This window comes from Paenibacillus algorifonticola (assembly GCF_000971975.1).
Classification (GTDB): Bacteria; Bacillota; Bacilli; order Paenibacillales; family Paenibacillaceae; genus Pristimantibacillus; species Pristimantibacillus algorifonticola.
Map to the genome: position 1 here is coordinate 83,102 of NZ_LAQO01000006.1, position 20,114 is coordinate 103,215.

The 20,114-nt window shown below is 52.1% G+C and carries 14 protein-coding genes; 11 read left to right on the forward strand and 3 right to left on the reverse strand.

Annotated features, from left to right (window positions below; all coding sequences use genetic code 11):
• The first annotated feature begins 41 nt into the window (after positions 1–41).
• The 8 genes from WH37_RS14025 (at position 42) to WH37_RS14060 (ending at position 14,074) form a co-directional block, all read left to right on the forward strand.
• Positions 42–2,063 (forward strand): ABC transporter ATP-binding protein, encoded by a 2,022-nt coding sequence (locus WH37_RS14025; protein WP_046231223.1) that lies wholly within the window; start codon positions 42–44, stop codon positions 2,061–2,063.
• A 208-nt stretch (positions 2,064–2,271) separates the two neighbouring features.
• Positions 2,272–3,153 carry a hypothetical protein gene (locus WH37_RS33590; protein ID WP_052736977.1) on the forward strand — a complete coding sequence of 294 codons (882 nt, stop codon included), beginning with the start codon at positions 2,272–2,274 and terminating at the stop codon, positions 3,151–3,153.
• A gap of 244 nt (positions 3,154–3,397) precedes the next feature.
• Positions 3,398–3,871, forward strand: a complete 474-nt coding sequence (locus tag WH37_RS14035; RefSeq protein WP_046231224.1) for a MarR family winged helix-turn-helix transcriptional regulator — start codon at positions 3,398–3,400, stop codon at positions 3,869–3,871.
• Entirely contained in the window at positions 3,868–7,044 is a 3,177-nt protein-coding gene (locus tag WH37_RS14040; RefSeq protein ID WP_046231225.1) for an MMPL family transporter, read from the forward strand. Before WH37_RS14035 ends, WH37_RS14040 begins: the two co-directional genes overlap by 4 nt.
• A gap of 232 nt (positions 7,045–7,276) precedes the next feature.
• Positions 7,277–12,403, forward strand: coding sequence for an Ig-like domain-containing protein (locus tag WH37_RS33595; RefSeq protein ID WP_052736978.1), 5,127 nt, complete (start codon positions 7,277–7,279; stop codon positions 12,401–12,403).
• Positions 12,404–12,452: 49 nt separating this feature from the next.
• Positions 12,453–12,977 (forward strand): phage tail protein, encoded by a 525-nt coding sequence (locus WH37_RS14050; protein WP_046231226.1) that lies wholly within the window; start codon positions 12,453–12,455, stop codon positions 12,975–12,977.
• Positions 12,978–13,017: 40 nt separating this feature from the next.
• Positions 13,018–13,521, forward strand: a complete 504-nt coding sequence (locus WH37_RS14055; RefSeq protein WP_046231227.1) for a phage tail protein — start codon at positions 13,018–13,020, stop codon at positions 13,519–13,521.
• A 25-nt stretch (positions 13,522–13,546) separates the two neighbouring features.
• Entirely contained in the window at positions 13,547–14,074 is a 528-nt protein-coding gene (locus WH37_RS14060; protein ID WP_046231228.1) for a phage tail protein, read from the forward strand.
• 105 nt (positions 14,075–14,179) lie between these two features.
• On the opposite strand, the gene WH37_RS14065 is transcribed toward WH37_RS14060, so the two are convergent.
• The 3 genes from WH37_RS14065 to WH37_RS14075 are packed head-to-tail and all read right to left on the reverse strand — an operon-like array spanning position 14,180 to position 15,840.
• Positions 14,180–14,722 (reverse strand): chromate efflux transporter ChrA, encoded by a 543-nt coding sequence (locus WH37_RS14065; protein ID WP_046231229.1) that lies wholly within the window; start codon positions 14,720–14,722, stop codon positions 14,180–14,182.
• Between the two features lie 12 nt (positions 14,723–14,734).
• Entirely contained in the window at positions 14,735–15,355 is a 621-nt protein-coding gene (locus tag WH37_RS14070; protein WP_046231230.1) for a chromate efflux transporter ChrB, read from the reverse strand.
• Between the two features lie 2 nt (positions 15,356–15,357).
• Complete coding sequence (locus WH37_RS14075) at positions 15,358–15,840, reverse strand: chromate efflux transcriptional regulator ChrS (protein WP_046231231.1); 483 nt, start codon at positions 15,838–15,840, stop codon at positions 15,358–15,360.
• Positions 15,841–16,067: 227 nt separating this feature from the next.
• On the opposite strand from WH37_RS14075, the gene ggt reads away from it, so the two are divergent.
• The 3 genes from ggt (at position 16,068) to WH37_RS14090 (ending at position 20,041) form a co-directional block, all read left to right on the forward strand.
• Positions 16,068–17,648 carry a gamma-glutamyltransferase gene (gene ggt / locus WH37_RS14080; protein WP_046231232.1) on the forward strand — a complete coding sequence of 527 codons (1,581 nt, stop codon included), beginning with the start codon at positions 16,068–16,070 and terminating at the stop codon, positions 17,646–17,648.
• A 167-nt stretch (positions 17,649–17,815) separates the two neighbouring features.
• Positions 17,816–19,162, forward strand: a complete 1,347-nt coding sequence (locus WH37_RS14085) for an amidase family protein (protein ID WP_046231233.1) — start codon at positions 17,816–17,818, stop codon at positions 19,160–19,162.
• Positions 19,163–20,041, forward strand: coding sequence for a fumarylacetoacetate hydrolase family protein (locus WH37_RS14090; RefSeq protein WP_046231234.1), 879 nt, complete (start codon positions 19,163–19,165; stop codon positions 20,039–20,041).
• Positions 20,042–20,114 lie beyond the last annotated feature (73 nt).

Sequence of the window (20,114 nt, forward strand, 5' to 3'; positions counted from 1 at the left end):
CAACGTACGAAAAGTGAAGGAAATGGGGGGCGCTAGGGACAATGGGCTTAACAGGTAAACGATTGTTTCAATACGCCATGCTATATAAGAAGCCGATTATTGGAGCTCTTGTGCTGCTGCTGTTAGCGGTAACCGCAGAGCTCGCGGGACCGTTCATTGCCAAGCGCATGATCGACCAGAACATACTTGGCATTGAGAAGACATGGTATGAGACGGCGAAGCAGGACAGCTTCGCGGTTGAGCATAATGGAAAATGGTACAAACGCGAGGATCGTCTGTCGGCTGGAGAGCCAAAGGGTGACAGTGTGAGAGTACTGCAGTCGGGGAGAACGTTTTATTGGCTTGAAGGGCAGCTGCCCTTCGAGGATGGAAAGCGCACGGTAGATGGGGAGCAAATGACTCTTACGAGCAAAGCGACAGGAGAAGTGGTTACTATTCCTGTAACCGCATTGTCCGCAAAAGAGCTGTTCGCCTTCTACAAGCCGGAAACGCCAGAACTTATAAAGCTAGCGGCCCTTTATTGCGTGCTGCTGCTTATTGGCGGATTTTTGACTTATGGCCAAAGGCTGCTGCTGCAAACGTCAGCGAACAGCATCGTCCGCCGCATGCGCAATGATGTATTCGAGCATACGCAGCGGCTGCCCGTCAACTATTACGATACACTGGCTGCGGGGCAGGTCGTTTCGCGCATAACGAATGACACCGAAGCGGTTAGGGAGCTGTATGTTTCGGTATTAGCGAACTTTTTCTCTGCCATCATTTATATGTCGGCGATCTACGTGGCATTGTTCTTGCTCGATTGGCGTTTGGCGCTGTTCGCGCTGCCGCTTGTACCGCTGCTTCTCGTGTGGATCAAGGTGTATCGTCGTTTCGCGGCGCATTACAACAAGGTTATTCGAGCAAAGCTGAGCGAAATTAACGGCATGATCAATGAGGCCATTCAAGGGATGCCGATCATTCAAGCTTTCCGTCGCCAGAAAGAGACGATGGAGGAATTTGATGAGCTGAATGATCATTATTTTAAATATCAAAACAAGCTGCTTCATTTAAATTCCATCACCTCGCATAATATGGTCCAGGTCATCCGCAACATTATCTTTCTTATTGTCATTTGGATGTTCTGGGGCAATTGGTTCGGCACAGTGCTGCTCGTCGGTACGCTGTATGCTTTTATTGATCTCATGAACCGGATGTTCCAGCCGATTGTTGGCGTGGTGAACCAGCTTTCCAATCTGGAGACGGCACGCGTATCGGCAGAACGTGTCTTCAAGCTGATGGATGAAGAAGGCATTGACGTTGACACGGGCAAAATCGAGCGCTACAAGGGCGAAGTGCAGTTCAAGGACGTCACCTTCGCCTATAAAAAAGAAGATTATGTGCTCAAAAAGATTTCCTTCGTCGCTCGCCAGGGCGAGACGGTAGCGCTCGTGGGTCACACCGGCTCCGGCAAAAGCTCCATTCTCAACCTGCTGTTCCGGTTCTATGACTTAAAACAAGGCAGCATCTTGATTGATGGGCGCGATGTAAGGGATATTCCGAAGCAGCAGCTGCGCCAGCATATGGGCATCGTGCTGCAGGACCCGTTCCTGTTCACTGGCACGATCGCGTCGAACGTCAGCCTAGGCAACCCGGAAATTAGCCGGGAGCGGGTAGAGCAGGCGCTGCGCGATGTAGGCGCCTACGATATGTTCATGCAGTTTCCCGGCGGCATCGATGCGCCGGTTATCGAGAAGGGCAGCACGCTGTCCGCGGGCCAGCGCCAGCTGATTTCTTTTGCCCGGGCGCTCGCGTATGACCCGGCGATTCTGATTTTGGATGAAGCGACCGCGAGCATCGATACGGAGACGGAAGCGATTATTCAGGAGGCGCTTGATGTGCTCAAAAAAGGGCGCACAACGTTCGTTATTGCCCATCGCCTGTCGACGATTCGCCAGGCCGATCAAATTCTGGTGCTGGATCATGGCGAGATCGTTGAGCGGGGCAACCATGATCAGCTGATGGAGCATAGCGGCAAATACTTCGCGATGTATCAATTGCAGCTGGGAGTGCCTGTAACGGCGTAGGGCTGAAAGCTTTATTTTCAGAAAGAACGGGAAATATGATCGTATAGGATGCAGGACGGAGCTGATGAGGCTCCGTCTTTTTTTGCTGCTTTCTGAATAAATCCTCACGATTTTCAGGTAACATTCAGCTGGGCTTATAACTGTGCTAAGAATTTATGCCTATGATAGGAAATGTAAGGCAAATTCAACTGAAAGGTGGAATACAGTCATGAAGGGTACGAAAACGATCGTCGCAAGCGCAATTGCATTATCGCTGGTGGTAGGCGGAGGTGCGCTGGCCATACCGGCTATCCATGCAGCTTCAACGGATACAAGCACGCAAAGCAGCACGGATGGAAGCGGAACAACGCGTGAGGCAGGCAAGCACAGGGGCGGATCTTTCGGCTTTGGACAGTGGAAAACGCAGCTTGCTGAATATTTGAAGCTTGATGAAGCGACGCTGGACACGCAGCTCAAAACGCAAACGCTTGCTGAGGTCGCTTCCGCTCAGGGCGTAGACCGCGAGACGCTGAAGGCCAAGCTGGTGGAATGGATTGATGCGGCTGCTGCTGAGCGCAAAGAAAAGCTTCAAAGTGAGAATCCAGACAAAACGTTGGATGGGATAAACGCAGACAAGCAATGGGATAGCTCGGCAATTGCTGATAAAATATTGGATTCAAAAGGCCAAGCTGGCCTTGGCGGTGAAGGCGGCCAACGTGGCGGCGGCAAAGGCGGATTTGGAAAAGGCGGTGGCTACGCAAGCGAGGAAACGGCTACTGTTCTTGGCGTGACAGCCGATGAGCTGAAAACTGAACTAAAGGCTGGAAAATCGCTCGCTGACATCGCGGCTGAAAAAGGCGTCGATGTGCAGAAGGTGATTGACCAAAAAGTCAGCGAGGAAAAAGCCAGACTGGATCAAGCACTTACAGATGGGAAGCTGACGCAGGAGCAATATGATGCGAAAATCGCTAAGCTGACGGAGCGTGTCACCCAGTTTGTTAATGGCGAGTTCACAAAGCCGGAAGGTGATGGCACGGGACGTCAGGGCAAGCATGGGAAGCGTGATACAGCAGTTGAGTCGACGGATGCAGCTGCTGATCAAACTGCTTAAGCTGACGGTATAGGAAAGCATAAGGTGTGGAAAAACATAAATGTAAGATGGAAGAAGCTGCGAGACGGTCATTTTTGGCCGCCTCGCGGCTTTTTTTGTTTGCTTTAAACGCGACGAGTCCCTATACCTCTTTTGAAAATAGCCGCTTGACGTTGTAAGGCTGATTTTGATATAGTTCTATCAGTGAACTATTTCATCATCGAACATTTTAGAGAGAAAGCATAAATGGAAAGGAGGAAGCGGGATGGTAGATCAAAAACTGTTGCTGGACATTATTGCGCGGTATGAGGCGACCTATTTTGCCGTCAATCGTCAAATAAACAGCTTGTTCCGGGAAGCGATGCCGGAGGGGCTTACGGTCGAGCAATATTCGGTGCTTCGTTATTTGCGGAAGCAGGGAAAGACGAACTCTTCCGAGCTTGCGGATACGTTTTGCGTAGGACGAAGCTCCATTACGGCACTAACGACACGTTTATTCGATAAACAGCTCATTGAACGGCAGCAGGACTCGAAGGACAGAAGGGTTACTTATTTGAAGCTTTCGCCTGCGGGCGAGCAATTGACGGATCAATCCGAAATAAAAATTCAAGAGATGCTGGCTCTGCATATTCAGCATTTTGATGAGCAGGAAGCACTGCAGTTTATTACTACCTATGAGAAGCTGGCTAAAGTTATGTCTGGCACGTACGGGATAGAAGGAGGAGAAACAGAGCAATGAAGACGGTAATAAAGCTAAGATGGGTACTCATGCTCGTATGGCTGCTTGTCACGGTCGGATTAATGGTGAGCGCGCCGAATATGGAAGGGCTCGTTCGTGAAAAGGGGCAAGTGTCTGTCCCGCAAGGGTACTCTTCCACGATTGCTGAGAAAATGATCGAGGAGATTGGCGGCAAAGAAGCGGGTAATGGCTCTTCGACCGTGCTTGTCTTCCATGATCCAGAGGGCTTATCCGATGCGGACTTGGCGGCGGCCAAGCAAGGCGTGGAGAAGCTGAAGGCTGGGAAGGAACAGTATCATATCACCTCGGTTACGACACATTTTGATACCGAAGAACTTAAAAAGCAAATGCTGTCCGAGGATGGCAAGACACTGCTGGTGCTTGTGAAGGTGGATATTTCCAGTGGTGATTTGGCCGGGATACGAGACGGACTGTACAGCGCCGTTACGGATGTTCCAGTAACGCACTACTACACGGGCGGCTGGATTATCGGTGACGATGTCGCGTCGAGCGCACAAGAGGGCTTGAAGAAGACGGAGTTTATTACCGTTGGCTTTATTTTGATTATATTATTCCTGGTGTTCCGTTCGGCCGTGGCGCCGATTGTGCCTTTGCTGACGGTGGGCTTTACTTATTTGCTGTCTCAATCCATCGTCGCATTTCTTGTGGAATATTTTGATTTTCCACTTTCGAACTTTACGCAAATTTTCCTAGTCGCTGTCTTATTCGGGATCGGTACGGATTATTGCATTTTGCTGATCAGCCGCTTTAAGGAAGAGCTGGCGCATCGGGGCGGAGATATTCAGGAATCGATTTTGGCAACCTATAAGACGGCGGGCAAAACGGTATTGTTTTCTGGTCTTGCGGTATTTGTTGGTTTTGCCTCTATCGGTTTTTCGACCTTCGTGCTGTATCGCTCGGCGGTTGCGGTAGCGATTGGCATCGCGATTTTGCTGCTTGCCTTGTTTACGATCGTTCCGTTTTTTATGTCGGTGCTTGGCGCCAAGCTGTTCTGGCCTTCGAAAGGCTCGCTTGAGCATAAGGAAAGCGGGCTCTGGGGAGCTGTTGGCAGCTTCTCGCTGCGCAAGCCGCTTTGGGCGCTGGTTGTCGTAATGGTGCTGACCGTTCCTTTTCTGGTGGCGTACAAAGGCAATGTTTCCTTTAATTCGCTTGATGAAATTGGCGACAAATACGATTCGGTGAAAGCTTTTAACCTCATTTCGGAAAGCTTCGGGCCTGGTGAATCGCTGCCTTCGACAGTTGTTGTGAAAACAGCTGTACCGATGGATACAACGGATGGACTGGCGACCATTGAGCAAATTACCCGTGAGCTTTCGAAGGTTGAAGGTGTAGCGCTCGTTCGCAGTGCGACCCGGCCAACAGGCGAAGAGCTTGACGATTTAATGGTATCTGATCAAGTGGGCACACTGAAGGATGGCCTCGATAAAGGCGAGGATGGCCTTGGGAAAATAAGCAGCGGCCTTTCTGAAGCCAGCACCAAGCTGAGCGAAAACGAGCCAAAACTTAATGAAGCAGCGGAAGGCGCAGGCAAGCTCGCTGCGGGAACGAAGGATTTGAAAAGCGGCATTGTTCAGCTTGGAGATGGCTTGAAACGCATTCAGCAAGGGCTGAATGATGGCTCCGCTGGAGCAGGTGAGCTTGCCGAAGGGCTGAAGCAGGCGAAAACGAGCGCCGATCAATTGGCAGCGGCCAGCAAAGAGCTTTTGACTAACTATGAAAAGCTGGAAGCGGGCGTCGGTCAGCTATCACAAGCCTACGGCGGCATTGCGGCTGGGCAGCAGCAGTTGGCAGGCGGACTCGCAGATCTTCACAAAGGCATCAGCGGCTTAGGCGAGAAGTACCCTGAGCTGGCAGGCGATGCTGACTATGCACAGGTATTAGGCGCAGCCTCCCAAATGGAGCAGTCAGCGACAGTGCTCAGTGAGCAGTTGACGCAAATTAATGGACAGCTGGGCGGCATTACTGATGGGCTGAAGCAGGCGAATGCGGGACTTTCCCAAGCTTCAGCTGGCCAAGGCGAGCTTGCGAAAGGTTTGGAGAAGCTGGCACAAGGCATTTCCCAGCTTCAGCAGGGCATCGCGCAGGCCGCGGCCGGTCAAGGCCAAATTGTGACGAAGGTTCCTGACATAACGAAGGGTGCTGACCAGTTGGCAAGCGGGCAATCCGATTTGCAAGCAGGCTTCGCCGATTTGAACGGCCAGCTTAGTGAGCTGACGGATGGACTTGACCAAAGCGTGGATGGCATCACGCAGGTTAGCGACGGGCTTGGGTCAGCGAAAAATTATTTGAGCGAGCTTGGTTCCTCGCCAAACAAACAAATGACGGGCTGGTTTATTCCAGAGGAAGCGATTGAGAAACCAGAATTCCAGCAGGCTCTTGATGTTTATATGTCCGAAGATCGGATGAGCGCTAAATTCGATGTCATTTTCAGCGGCAACCCGTATGATATGGCGACAATGGCGAAAATCGAAGATTTGAAAGCCGCAGTTGGCCGTGCGCTTCAAGGCACAGCTTATGCGCAGGCCGATTATGCAGTGGGTGGAGTGACCAGTTCCAACCATGATTTGAACAATATTTCGAACGAGGACTACTCTCGTACGATGATGCTGATGCTGATCGGCATTACGATTATTCTTATCATCTTGTTCCGCTCCATCGTTATGCCGCTTTATTTGATGGCATCGCTCCTGTTGACCTTCTACACGTCAATGGCGATAACAGAAGTGATTTTCGTTCGCTTGCTCGGCAATTCGGGCATCAGCTGGGCGGTTCCGTTCTTCGGTTTTGTTATGCTGGTCGCGCTGGGCATCGATTATAGCATCTTCTTAATGGATCGTTTCCGGGAATATCGTGATCTTTCGCCGACACAGGCAATTTTGAAAGCGATGAAGAGCATGGGCGGCGTCATTATGTCGGCTGCCATTATTCTTGGCGGTACCTTTGCGGCAATGCTGCCTTCAGGCGTTATGTCTTTGCTGCAAATCGCGACGCTCGTATTGTGCGGATTGTTCATGTACGCGCTCATTATGCTGCCGCTGTTCATTCCAGTCATGGTGCGCATGTTCGGCAAAGCGAACTACTGGCCGTTTATGAATGAGAGCGAGCAAGAGGTTCGCTATTCACCAACTAAGGATATTTCTCATCACTCCTGATAGGCAGCTAGCCGTCTCTTAATGAAGGCAGGCAGCTCTCATTAAAGCAACTGCAAAGCGATTTACAGAATAATAAAATTGCTGTGAAAAAGCCCTCTTATCCATTCGATAAGAGGGCTTTTCTTGGTTGTGCAGAGTATTGGAGTGCGGTCGGGTTCAGAATGCGTTCAGAGAAAATTGGTATAATCAGGGTGAATAGAATTACAGATGGATGAGCAAAGGAGAGGAAAGCGTGAGAAAGAAGGGATTCATAGGCTTATTAGCGGGCATAATCGCGATTCATTTTATATTCGGCGGCTTCATCGGAGCTGGAACGGTGCATGCAGCCACCTTGCCGGGTCCGGCACTTGCCCAAATAACCGGACACGATTTTACATATGGTGCATATACCGGGGCTCCTTATTACATTGGATATCAGGATCAAGTCACGAGGGAGTATCACGCTTTTGTACGATTCAACAAAACGGCGAGCGCTCCTGCCGGTTACAAGGTTTACTTGCGAATTAAGGTAGGCAATGACTATGGTGGAGGACCGGAAGAACTGGCTGTTCGTGGAACGCCTATCGCCAAAGTATGGGCATACAAGACGATGCCCCTTCCAACCAGTGTGGAAAACGCGCATACAGGCTGGCCTAGCATGAGTGATGTGCTTAATACACCCAGCAAGTACGAACTATTGGATAGTGTGACGAGTGGAATTGTGGCCGGAAAGCTGCTTTCCTTCGATGTTACGACTTATTTCAATAACGCTTCGAACGGAATGCTAACATTCTTTCTCACAGGTACAGAAAGTCTGGATGGAAGCAACGTTCAACGGTATCGGTTCGATACGGAGCCTTATATTGAATATGAACAAACCGTTGTGAATCAGGCTCCGACCGTGCCAGACTATACAGAATCGGTAGATGAGGACGAATTCGTGACTGGCAACATTGCTGGCTCCGATAACGATGGCGACATGCTGACCTATTCGGTGTCGCAGCAGGCAGCGAATGGGACGGCAACGGTCGATGCGTCAACGGGGGCATGGGAGTATAGCCCGAATGCCAATTATCACGGTCAAGACGTATTTAAGGTCTTGGTTAGCGACGGCAATGGGGGGACGGCGACCAGTACGGTTACGATTACCGTCAACCCGGTGAATGATCCGCCTGTTACGAGCGACGACACCGCGACAACGAATAAAAATGAGAAGACGACGGGTCAGGTGACAGCAAGCGATGTAGACGGTGATACGCTAACCTATTCCATTTCGCAGCAGGGGAATTATGGTGGGGCAGCGGTCGATCCGGTGACCGGAGCATGGGAATATAGCCCGATGGATGGCTATTACGGTCAGGACGTATTTGAGATTGAGGTTAGTGATGGCAACGGCGGCATAGCAACGAGCACAATAAGTGTAACGATTGTGAACGTTAATGTAGCTCCGACAACATCGGACGATACGGCAACGACCGGCGAGGATACAAGTACGATCGGTCAGGTAACGGCAACGGATATGGATGGCGACACTTTGACGTATTCGGTGTCGCAGCAGGCAACGAACGGAACGGCAACGGTCAATGCGTCAACGGGGGAATGGGAGTATGCTCCGAATGCGAATTACCACGGTCAAGACGTATTCAAGATCGAGGTTAGTGACGGCAATGGAGGCACGGCGACCAGCACTATTACTGTAACCGTGACGCCGGTGAATGATCCGCCTGTTACGAGCGATAACACCGCGACGACCAATAAAAATGAGAAGACGACGGGTCAGGTCACGGCAAGCGATGTGGAGGGTGATACGCTGACGTATTCCATTTCGCAGCAAGCAGCTCATGGTTCGGCAGCGGTCGATCCGGCGACCGGAGCATGGGAATATAACCCGATGGATGGTTATTATGGTCAGGACGTATTCGAAATCGAGGTTAGCGACGGCAACGGAGGCACAGCAACGAGTACGATAAGTGTAACGGTTGTGAACATAAATGTAGCTCCGACAACATCGGACGATACGGCAACGACCGACGAGGACACAAGTACGACCGGCCAGGTAGCGGCAACGGATGCGGATGGCGACACGCTGACGTATTCGGTGTCGCAGCAGGCAGCGAACGGAACGGCAACGGTTAATGCGTCGACCGGGGCATGGGAGTATGCTCCAAATGCGAATTATCACGGCCAAGACGTATTCAAAATCGAGGTTAGCGACGGCAATGGAGGAACGGCGACCAGCACGATTACCGTAACCGTAAGGCCGGTGAATGATCCACCGACAGCTGCGGATGATTCCGTAACGACTGCCGAGGATACGTCGATTACCGGTCAAGTGACGGCAAATGATGTGGATGGCGATACGCTGACTTATTCCATTTCGCAGCAGGCTGCCCATGGAATAGCAACGGTTAATTCATTGACCGGAGCGTGGGAGTATGCTCCAGACGCCAATTATTGTGGTCAGGATGTATTCAAAATTGAAGTAAGCGACGGCAACGGAGGCACGGTGGTTAGTACGATATCGGTTACGATCACCCCGGTAAATGACGCTCCTGAATTAACGGGCATTACCGCGACTCCATTTGAGTTATTGGATACGGAGACGGTGCAGCCCTTTACTGGCGTATCGATAGAGGATGCGGATCCTGGTCAGACGCTGACGGTCGGAATCTCACTGGCTACTGCGGCAAAAGGCGAATTTACCACTGCCTCCCTTCAGGCATCCGGCTTCAGTCTGGTTGGCAGTCAATACGAGGCAAGCGGAACGGCCGATGATCTGACGACCGCGATTCGCCAATTGGTATTTGCGCCGAAGGCGAACCGGGTTGCTCCGGGAACGACGGAGACCGTTGTATTAACGGTGACGGTGGATGATGGGATAGCTGTACCTGTTGTGGACAGTCAGACGTCCTTGGTTGTGACATCGGTGAACGACACCCCGACGGTAAGTGCTATTTCCAATCAAAGCATAAGCAGAAATTCGGCCACCCAGGCGTTAAGCTTTACCATTACGGATCCTGATGCAGAGCCGAGCGATTTTACAGTAACTGCTGAATCGAGCAATACCGCTCTTGTTCCGCTCAGCGGAATTACACTGGCGGGCAACGGCACGCAGCGCACGGTTACCGTGGAGCCGGCTCAGGGAATGCAAGGCTCAGCTACCATTACAGTTAAGGTATTGGACAGCAGTCTGGCGGAAGGCACAACGAGCTTTACGGTGGCCGTAGGGAACACCAAGCCTGTTGCAACGGCAATTGCTCCTCAGCAAATCGATGAGGATGATGTGTTGAGCTTGACGCTGTCGGGTACAGATGAGGATCAGGATGCGCTGACCTTCCTGGTCGATGCTCAGGCGGAGCACGCTCAAGCGGTGATTACCAATGGTAATCAGCTAACCTACACGCCGAATCAGGATTTTAACGGGAACGATAGTTTCACTATAAGAGCTTTTGACGGAGTGGATGAGTCTGATCCGGTTACGGTACAAGTGACGGTGACGCCGGTTAATGACCGGCCGGTAGCTGAGAATGCGAGCTACGATGTAGAAAGTCTTACATCCTTGACCCAAAAGCTGCATGCAACTGACGTGGACGGAGATTCATTGACATTCCGGCTGCTCACAACCGGTATGAAGTCCTCCAGCGTGACGATCATAAACGGCGATGAGTTTATTTATGTGCCGAGTCCAGGCCAGCTAGGGACAGACAGCTTCACATATGTAGCCTCGGATGGACAGGAGGATTCCGATCCAGCCGTTATTACAGTAAATATTACACCTTATGGAATTAGCGAATTAGGGGCGCTTTCGACGAGCACAGGCAGTTTGTCCCCTGCTTTCCATAAAGATACACTGAGCTACGAGCAAAATGTAGCTAACGCAGTTGAGGCAACGACGATTACAGCTGAAGCCTTTGATCCGCTTGCGACGGTGACGATAAACGGCCAATCGGCCGATAGTCCGGTTACGGTGGAGTTAAACGTCGGACTGAATGAGATTCCGGTCACGGTTACGGCGGCTGACTCAACAAAGCCGAGCCGTACTTATCTGGTGAAGGTGACCCGCGCCCAGCAAAGCTCAGGTTCAACGCCTTCAACAGGCACTTCCGTTCAAACGGGGACAGTGGCAGCGGGAACCGGAATTTCAGTATATGTAGACGGAGTGAAGCAGGAGCAGACGGCTACGGTGCAGACGTTCACCAGCAAACAGCTGCGTTATGCGACGGTGACGCTTGAGAACGACAAAATCATTCAAAAGCTGGAGTCCGAATCCAATCGTGAAGTGACGATTCCGTATACAGAAGCGGCGGATAGCGTAAACAGCTTGCTGAATGGTCAACTGCTCAAGGTGATGACAGATAAAACGGCGACCCTTGAAATTCAAACGGCCTCGGCCTCCTATGCATTCCCGGCATCGCTTATCCCTGTTGATGCGATTGCCAAGGAGCTAGGAGCGCAGAACAGCTTGAAAGATATTATTTTCAGCATCACGATAGCAAAATCGGCAAAAGCGGAATCCGATCAGGTATACGCTGCGGCATCCGGACAGGGGATGGAAATTGCCGCTTCGCCGCTGGAATTCCATATTACAGCTTCGTACGGCGGTAAGCAGACGGCTGTCTCTTTCTTCAACGGTTATGTGCAAATGACGATTCCAATGCCGGAAGGCGCCAATGCGAATCGTATTACGACAGGGGTCGTGCTGCATTCCGATGGACAGCTATATCATGTGCCTACAAACATTACGACGCTGAACGGGAAGTATTACGCAGTGATTAATAGCCTGACGAACAGTACGTACTCCATCATTTGGCACCCGCGAGAGATGCAGGATCTAGAGCAGCATTGGAGCCGCAATGAGGTGAACGATCTGGCTTCCCGCATGGTTGTACAAGGGACAAGCGAGACGGCCTTTTCTCCAGACGCATCAATTACCCGCGCTGAGTTTGCGGCAATTATCGTACGTGGTTTAGGCTTGCGTCCAGCGGCTCTACAAGGGCAAAGTAAGTTTTCAGATGTACAGGCCGGAAGCTGGTATGCCGGTTATGTGGAAACCGCAGCGGCTTATGGTCTTATTACCGGTTATGCTGACGGCACATTTGGCGCCCTAAAGACAATTACCCGCGAGGAAGCAATTGCGATTATCGCAAGAGCTGTAGCTTACACGAAGCTGAGCGCTTCGGGATCTTTGGATAAGCTGTCTGCTTTCGCGGACCAGAATGAAATCAGCAGTTGGGCGAAAGACGCTATGGCCGCTGCGGTTGAGCTTCAAATTGTGACGGGGAATTCCGGACAGCTGCATCCGCAGGACGACATTACACGAGCGGAGGCTGCTGCACTCATTCGCAGGCTGCTGCTGCAGGCTGATTTAATCAACGGGTAGGCTGTAAAGCAATAGGAGACAGAATAAAAAATCAAAGGAGGAGATTGAAATGGCAGATTCATATTTGGGCGAAATCAGGCTGTTTGTCGGCACGTACGCGCCGGAGGGCTGGGAACTATGCAACGGGCAAGTGCTGCCGGTTGCGAATAATGAGGCGCTGTACAGCCTTCTCGGGGCAACCTACGGAGGGGACGGGCGAACGACGTTCGCCCTACCGGATTATCGGGGCCGCGTTCCCATTCATATGGGTACCAGCTCAACGGGCAGCAAATTTTCCCTGAAAGATAAAGGCGGTATGGAGACGGTTCAGTTGACGCAGGCACAGCTGCCGGCCCATACGCATCTGGCGGCAGCCCAGCAGTCCGCGGGCGATGAGGCGTCGCCGACAGGCCATTTTTGGGCGGCGAGCACGGTCAAGCAATATTTTGAAGGAACAACAGCGCCTAACGCCGCGATGAACCAAGCTGCTTTGTCCACGGAAGGCGGCAATCAGGCACATAACAATATGATGCCTTCCATGGCACTAACTTATATTATTTGTACGCGAGGCACCTATCCGATGAGGCAGTATTAAGCATATAAGACAATAGCTAATCAAGAGGAGGAAGGCGTTTATGGAAGAATGGTTTCTTGGCGAAATACGTTTGTTTGCAATCGACTACGCTCCCGTAGGCTGGGCCCAATGCAATGGACAAATACTTAAAGTGAGTGAGAACCAAGCTTTATTCTCGATTATTGGCAATAAATTCGGTGGGGATGGCCAAACCACCTTCCAACTGCCAAATCTGCAGGGAAGGGCTGCCATAAATCCAACAACAGACGGAGTATTCCCTGTATATTCGAACGGCGGGACGGAAACGCATGCCTTGACGATAAATGAAATTCCCCAGCACACGCATTCGCTGTCTGCCAGCTCAGCCACAGGTACAAAAGGCGTGGCTGCCTCCAATGTATGGAGTGAAAGCAGCGCAAAGGCCTACAGCAACACGGCGAACGGGTACATGTCGCCTCAGGCAATCGGGATAACGGGCTCGGGACAGGCCCATTCCAATATGCAGCCCTACGCCGTCGCAAATTTTTGCATTGCAATGACAGGGGCTTATCCACAGAAAAATTAATTAGAATCAGAAAGCGAGGCTTGACATGGACGCTTTTATTGGAGAAATTCGTTTATTTACAGGAAACTACGCTCCGCGGGGCTGGGCCTTTTGTCATGGACAGCAGGTTTCTATTCCGAACAATCAGGCATTATACTCGATAATAGGAAAAACTTTTGGCACGGACTATAGAACGTATTTTACATTGCCTGATTTGCGGGGCCTTGTGCCGATACATCAAGGCAGCGGAGTAGGTCTGACTCCGAGGCAGTGCTATGAAAAGGGCGGCAGCATTACAGAAACGATTACCACCTTTAAAATGCCGAATCATACACATCAGCTGAACGCTCAGACAACGGGAAATACGACTGATACGTTCAATAATATTTGGGCCACTACACCGCGCGGTACTACAGTTAGTGTGTATAATGAAGAACAACCGAATGCGAGTATGCATGCGAATGCTATAACTGCAAGCGGAGGGTCTCAAGCACACAATAATATGCAGCCATACTTGGCGATCAATTATATTATCTGCCTAGACGATGGCGTGTATCCGGTTAAAACCCAGTAGTAAAGGAGAATAGGATGGAAAAGAAGCGGTCTGCACAGACGCGTTGGCGAATGTGCAGACCGCTTCTTTTTATGATAAATGGCACAAGGACGCAAGCTGCTTCCCTTATGCCATCGTCTGCGACAGCACAATGCCGCCGTAAGCGAAGGCGACGCAGATGACGATCGCCGGATGGATCTTCTTGCGCTCCATCGCCCAGTAGGCAACGGCAGCGATAGCGAGTGTCTGCCAGAGGCCAGCGGAATGCACAGCCGTGCTTGCCATTTGCCAAGTGAGCAGCAGCATCATAATGGCGACGACTGGCTGCACGAGCAGCGTCATGCCTTTGACGATGGGAGACTGGCGATGCTTTTGCAGCAGCTTAAGCAGAAAAATCAGTGCAACAGCAGAAGGGACAATCGTTGCTGCAAGCGCGATCGCCAAGCCCGGAATGCCGTATACGTCATATCCGACGAATGCGGCAATTTTGGTAGCAATCGGCCCGGGAAGGGCATTGCCAAGCGCGAGTATGTTTGAAAATTCAGCATCGGTTGACCAGTGGTAACGGTCCACGATCTCATGATACATCAGCGGAATGGAGGCAGGGCCGCCGCCATAGCCTAAAATATTTGCGAGAAAAAATCCAATAATTAAATCCAACCAATCCATATTGTCTGCTCCTTATGCGCTCGCGCTCGTATTGTTGCCTTTATCGCGCCGATTGTTTCTCCACTTCTTCACCCATGCGGCAGCCTTGAAATGCATCGCCCCATAGAGAAGGAAGGCGGCAATAACGACCGCATCCTGAATATCCACGATCTGCAGCAGCAGAAAAGCGAGCGCACAGCTGATGAGACCAGCTACCCAGCCAAGCCCCTTCACCGCGCGGTTGCCGAACTCATACGCCATAACCCCAAGCATGACCGCAATAACGGGAATGACCGCGGCGATCATGCCCTGCACAACAGCGGAGCCGCTAAGAATTTGTACGGCGGAAAGCAAGGCAATCATCGCGATAGCCGACGGCAAAATATGAGCCAATACAGCGGCTAGCGCACCCAGCCAGCCTTGCAGCCGATAGCCGAGATAAGCGGCCATTTTGGTTGCAATCGGTCCTGGCAAAGCATTGGCCAGCGCCAAAATTTCGCCAAATTCCTCATCATTAATCCAATCATAGCGGGTCACAGCCTCATGTCGAATGAGAGGGATGACGGAAGGGCCGCCGCCGAAACCAAAAATGCCGGTTTTAAACATCGCCCAGGTTAGTTGTCCATATGCCTTGGTGCTTGTTGTCGTCTCCATTTTTACAGCCTCATTCCCATTCGACTTTTGTAACGATTGATTAAAACCTGGCAATCGACGCTCATGATACCGGGCAGAGGATACAGCTTTTCTTTCAAAAATAGCTCCATCTCCTGATTGCTGGTGAATAAGCCGTGCATATGCAGCTTACTAGGACCTGTCATGTGATACAGGCTGGTGACAACAGGCTCCTCGGACAACCGATCCGCAACCTCGTGCAGAAATTTAGGCTCCACCTCGACATTGAAAAAAGCCGATACCGTTACGCCAATCTTCTCCGGATTGATGACGGCTGTGAAGCGTTCAATAACGCCATGCTCCAGCAGGGCGTTAATTCTTGCTTGCACCGCTACGCGGGATAGGCCGATATCCTTGGCTAAGTCGGTGTAAGATATTCTCCCGTTAATATGCAGGGCGGCGATAATTTTACGGTCAATATCGTCAATGGCATGCTCCGCTTGGGCGGGCGGCATTTTGGATTGCATGTGAAAAGCTCCTTTTGCTCTATTGAGCGGAAATGTCAAAACGTATGTGATAAGTTTGATTCGATTACGATATGAATAAATATATAACCAATTTCGTTCCTTATCAATATAAAATTTGCTAATCTTGGGCGAAAAGAATTTTCTAGTTGCCACTAGCCGAGCCGCCATGTTACTTTAATACTCAATAGAGTATGTCAGATAACTTGACTCAAAAAGGATGAGATAGCATGAACAAGCCGATAACCGGCACGAAGGCCATGGTTGTAAGCCCGCATCATCTTGCTTCGGCAGCAGGGGCACGAATACTAGAACAGGGCGGCAATGCCTTTGATGCAGCGATTGCGGTCAGCGCTTGTCTAGCTGTCGTCTATCCGCATATGACAGGACTGGGCGGAGACTCGTTTTGGCTGACTTACGCGCATAAGGAGCAGCAGGTGAGAGCCTATAATGCTAGCGGGCGATCAGGCAGCCTTGCAACGCGTGAAGCTTATGCTGGCGAAGCTGCGATTCCGGTACGCGGGCCCCGTAGCGCCATTACGGTTCCGGGCATGGTTGACGGTTGGCATGCCGTGCACAGCCAATATGGGCGTCTGCCTTTTGCACAGGTGCTGGACATTGCCATCGGATATGCGGAAGACGGCTTTCCAATGTCGCCGGATCAATATGAAAATACGGTGCAGCATGCGGACATGCTGGCACAGATTTCAGCAACAGCGGCGGTATACTTGCCGCATGGGCGCGCAGTTAAGGCGGGGGAGCGCTTTGTGCAGCGCGACCTCGCAGCGAGTCTTCGCGCTATCGCGGAGCAGGGGCGCGATGCTTTTTATAAAGGCGATATTGCGGAGCGAATCGTCCGTTATTTGGAAGGCAGCGGCGGGCTGCTGACCAAGGAGGATTTTTCCGAGCATTCGGGCGAATGGGTTGCGCCGCTTAAAGGCTCCTATCGGGGGCATGAGGTGTATCAGGTGCCGCCGAACTCGCAAGGCTTTGTAGCGCTGATGGCGCTGCAAATGTTGGAGAACTATGATTTGAAAAGTTACGGGCATGGCTCGTACACGTATTATCACCTCATGATTGAGGCGCTCAAGCTGGGCTTCCGTGACCGCAATTTATATTTGACGGACCCTGCTTTTGCGGAAATTCCGCTTGAGCGCCTGCTGAGTCCTGCCTATGCGGCGGAGCTTGCAGCTTCTATTAAACTGGATGGGGCCTGCTCCATAGATACGAAGCCTGTTGGCAATGATACGGCCTATGCGGCGGTCGTGGATGAGGAGGGCAACGCAGTTTCCTTCATTCAGAGCTTGTATTTTGAGTTTGGCTCGGGCGTTGTAGCCGGGGATACGGGCATTTTGCTGCAAAACAGGGGGTCCTTTTTCTCGCTTGAGCCTCAGCACGTGAATCGTTTGGAGCCGCGCAAGCGGACTTTCCATACGCTGATGCCTGCTATGGCGTGCCTGAATGGCAAGCCAAGCCATCTGTTCGGCACACAGGGCGGGGAAGGTCAACCGCAGACACAAGTGGCAATCCTTACGCGAATGATTGATTTTGGCATGAATCCGCAGCAGGCGGTGAATGAGCCGCGCTGGGTTTGGGGACGCACGTGGGGTGCGCAAACGCAGGAGCTGAAAGTAGAGAGCCGCATAGCGGGCGAGGTTATGGAGCAGCTTGAGCAAGCCGGACATGATGTTCGCCGCATGAAGGCGTTTGACGGCATTATGGGCCATGCCCATGCGATTATGATTAGTCTGGATGGCGTCATTAGCGGCGGAGCTGATCCGCGAAGCGATGGAGCGGCAATCGGCTGGTAGTCGGAACGACTCGGAAGCATGCGGCAAAATGTGCGGCAAAGCGTGAAGCAGATCGGGCTGTAAGGGGCTGCCCGCTTTGCAGCCACGATTACGGAGTTGGTTGTAGTTAATGATACAGAAATTGGCCGTATCGCTAGAACAACGGCGGGACAGGAGAGGCAGCTATCATGCAGGATAAAATAAACGATACGTTCCATGCTTTTATAAAGCCGGAGCTTACGCTTCCAGCAACGAATACGGGCAAGCTAGACAGTCTCCGCTTTGCGGTTAAGGATGTGTTCGCGATAAAAGGGCATGCCAGCAGCGCGGGCAATCCCGACTGGCTGCATACGCACGAAGCGGCGGAGCATACCGCCTCATCGATTGAAAGGCTGCTTGCAGCTGGAGCGTCATTGACCGGAGCAGCGCATACCGATGAGCTGATGTACAGCATCAATGGGCAAAACGCCCATTATGGCACGCCGATTAATCCGCTCGCGCCAGACCGCATACCAGGCGGCTCGTCCAGCGGTTCCGCCGTAGCCGTTGCAGCGGGAGCGGTGGATTTTGCGCTCGGGACGGATACGGGCGGTTCGGTTCGCGTGCCCGCTGCTTACTGCGGCGTATATGGCTTTAGGCCGACGCATGGCGCAGTTGCGATGGATGGCGTCATTCCCCTGGCTCCGAGCTTTGATACGGTAGGCTGGATGGCGCGGGACAGCGCGCTGCTGCTGAAGGTTGGCGAGCTGCTGCTTGCTGCTGGGGCGGCAGCCGGAGTGGAAGGCAATGCAATTGCTGCCGAGCCGGATGCCGTAGGGGCAAGTGTACGGGCATTTGGAGCGACGAGCGAGAGCGAGAACGAGAACGCAGGGACGGCGGCGGACGTAACGCCGTTCAGCCGCTTGCTCATCGCAGAAGATGCATGGAGCAAGGCAGAATCTGCTAGCGAACTCCAACTGAGACAGCTCGTTGCTGAACTGGAGCCAACTATGGCAAATATCGAGCAGCTGACGCTTGCCCCTGAAGGGCTGGAACAGTGGCTTGAAGCGTTTCGCACCATTCAAGGGCTGGAAATTTGGCAGACGCATGGCGAGTGGATAAAGCGCGAGCAGCCTGCTTTTGGCCCGGGGATAGCAGAACGGTTTCACTGGTCGAGCACCTTGCGCAAGGAAGACGGCGAGGAAAAGGCCGAGGAACGGCACAGCATTCGTGCCAAGCTGCGCAGGCTGCTCGGAACGGATGGCCTGCTCGTCATCCCAACCATTCCCGGAACGGCACCTGACCGCGACATTAGCGGAGAAGCGGCAGACAAGCAGCGTGCCCTAACGATGCAGCTTTGCTGTATAGCGGGCTTATCGGGTTTGCCGCAGGTAACGCTTCCAGTTGGTGAGGTGGATGGCGCGCCAATCGGTTTATCCATTATTGCAGGGGCAGGGCAGGATTTGAAGCTGCTGCGATGGATAGAGCAGCATGCGAAGTTATGGGAACGAAGCTGGCAGCCAGGCTGCGGAAAAGAAGGGGAGGCTGCTGGATAGATGAAGCTGGTAATGATCCATTACGAGGGTGACGAGCAAGCGTGCATCAAAATTGACGATCGCTATGTACGGCTCCATACGATTAATCAGTTGGAGCATACGCACTGGCCCATCAACGTGTTTGATCTGCTGCAAGAAGGGCAGCTGGAAACGTTGACGGCATGGTATAACGAAGGAGGCAGCGATAAGCTTGCGCAGCTGGAGTCAGTGCCGAGCGAAGCAATAGCAGCCGCGCCATTATACCGCCATCCCCGCAAAATTTGGGGTATTGGCATGAATTATGTGAAGCAAGCGGAGGAGCGGGAGGCGTTATTCGCTGAAGCTGATCCGGTCAGTTTTATGAAGCCAGATACGTCGCTTATCGGCCCGAATACGGCGATTGAGCTGCCTGCCCAGCAGACGGAGCATGTGACGGCGGAAGCTGAGCTGGCAATCATTATCGGGCGTACGTGCAAAAATATAACCGAAGCCGAGGCGCTGGGCTGCGTAGCGGGTTTTGCCGTATCAGTCGACGTAACGGCTGCGGATATTCATGCCAAGCATCAGCGTTTTCTGACGCGGGCCAAAAGCTTTGATACCTTTTTTGGCTTCGGCTCGGAGCTGATTACGCGTGATGAAATCGAGGATTTGTCCCAGCTGGCCGTGGAAACATGGCATAATGGCGAGCTTGCCCATCGCAATGTGCTGGCTAATATGATTTATCAGCCGGCGTACCTCGTCGCCTTCCATTCGCAGGTGATGACGCTGCTTCCCGGCGATGTGATTTTGACGGGGACGCCTGGCGCAGTCGTCATTCGCGATGGCGATGTCATTGAAGCGCGAATTCCCGGTTTTGAGCCGCTGCTGCATCCGGTTCAGGCGGCTGCGCACTTGGCTTGATGAAAATGGGATAAGGTGGAGATAATGAGAGTGTTTTTACATGTTTTTTTATAACACAGAACGCAATGATGGA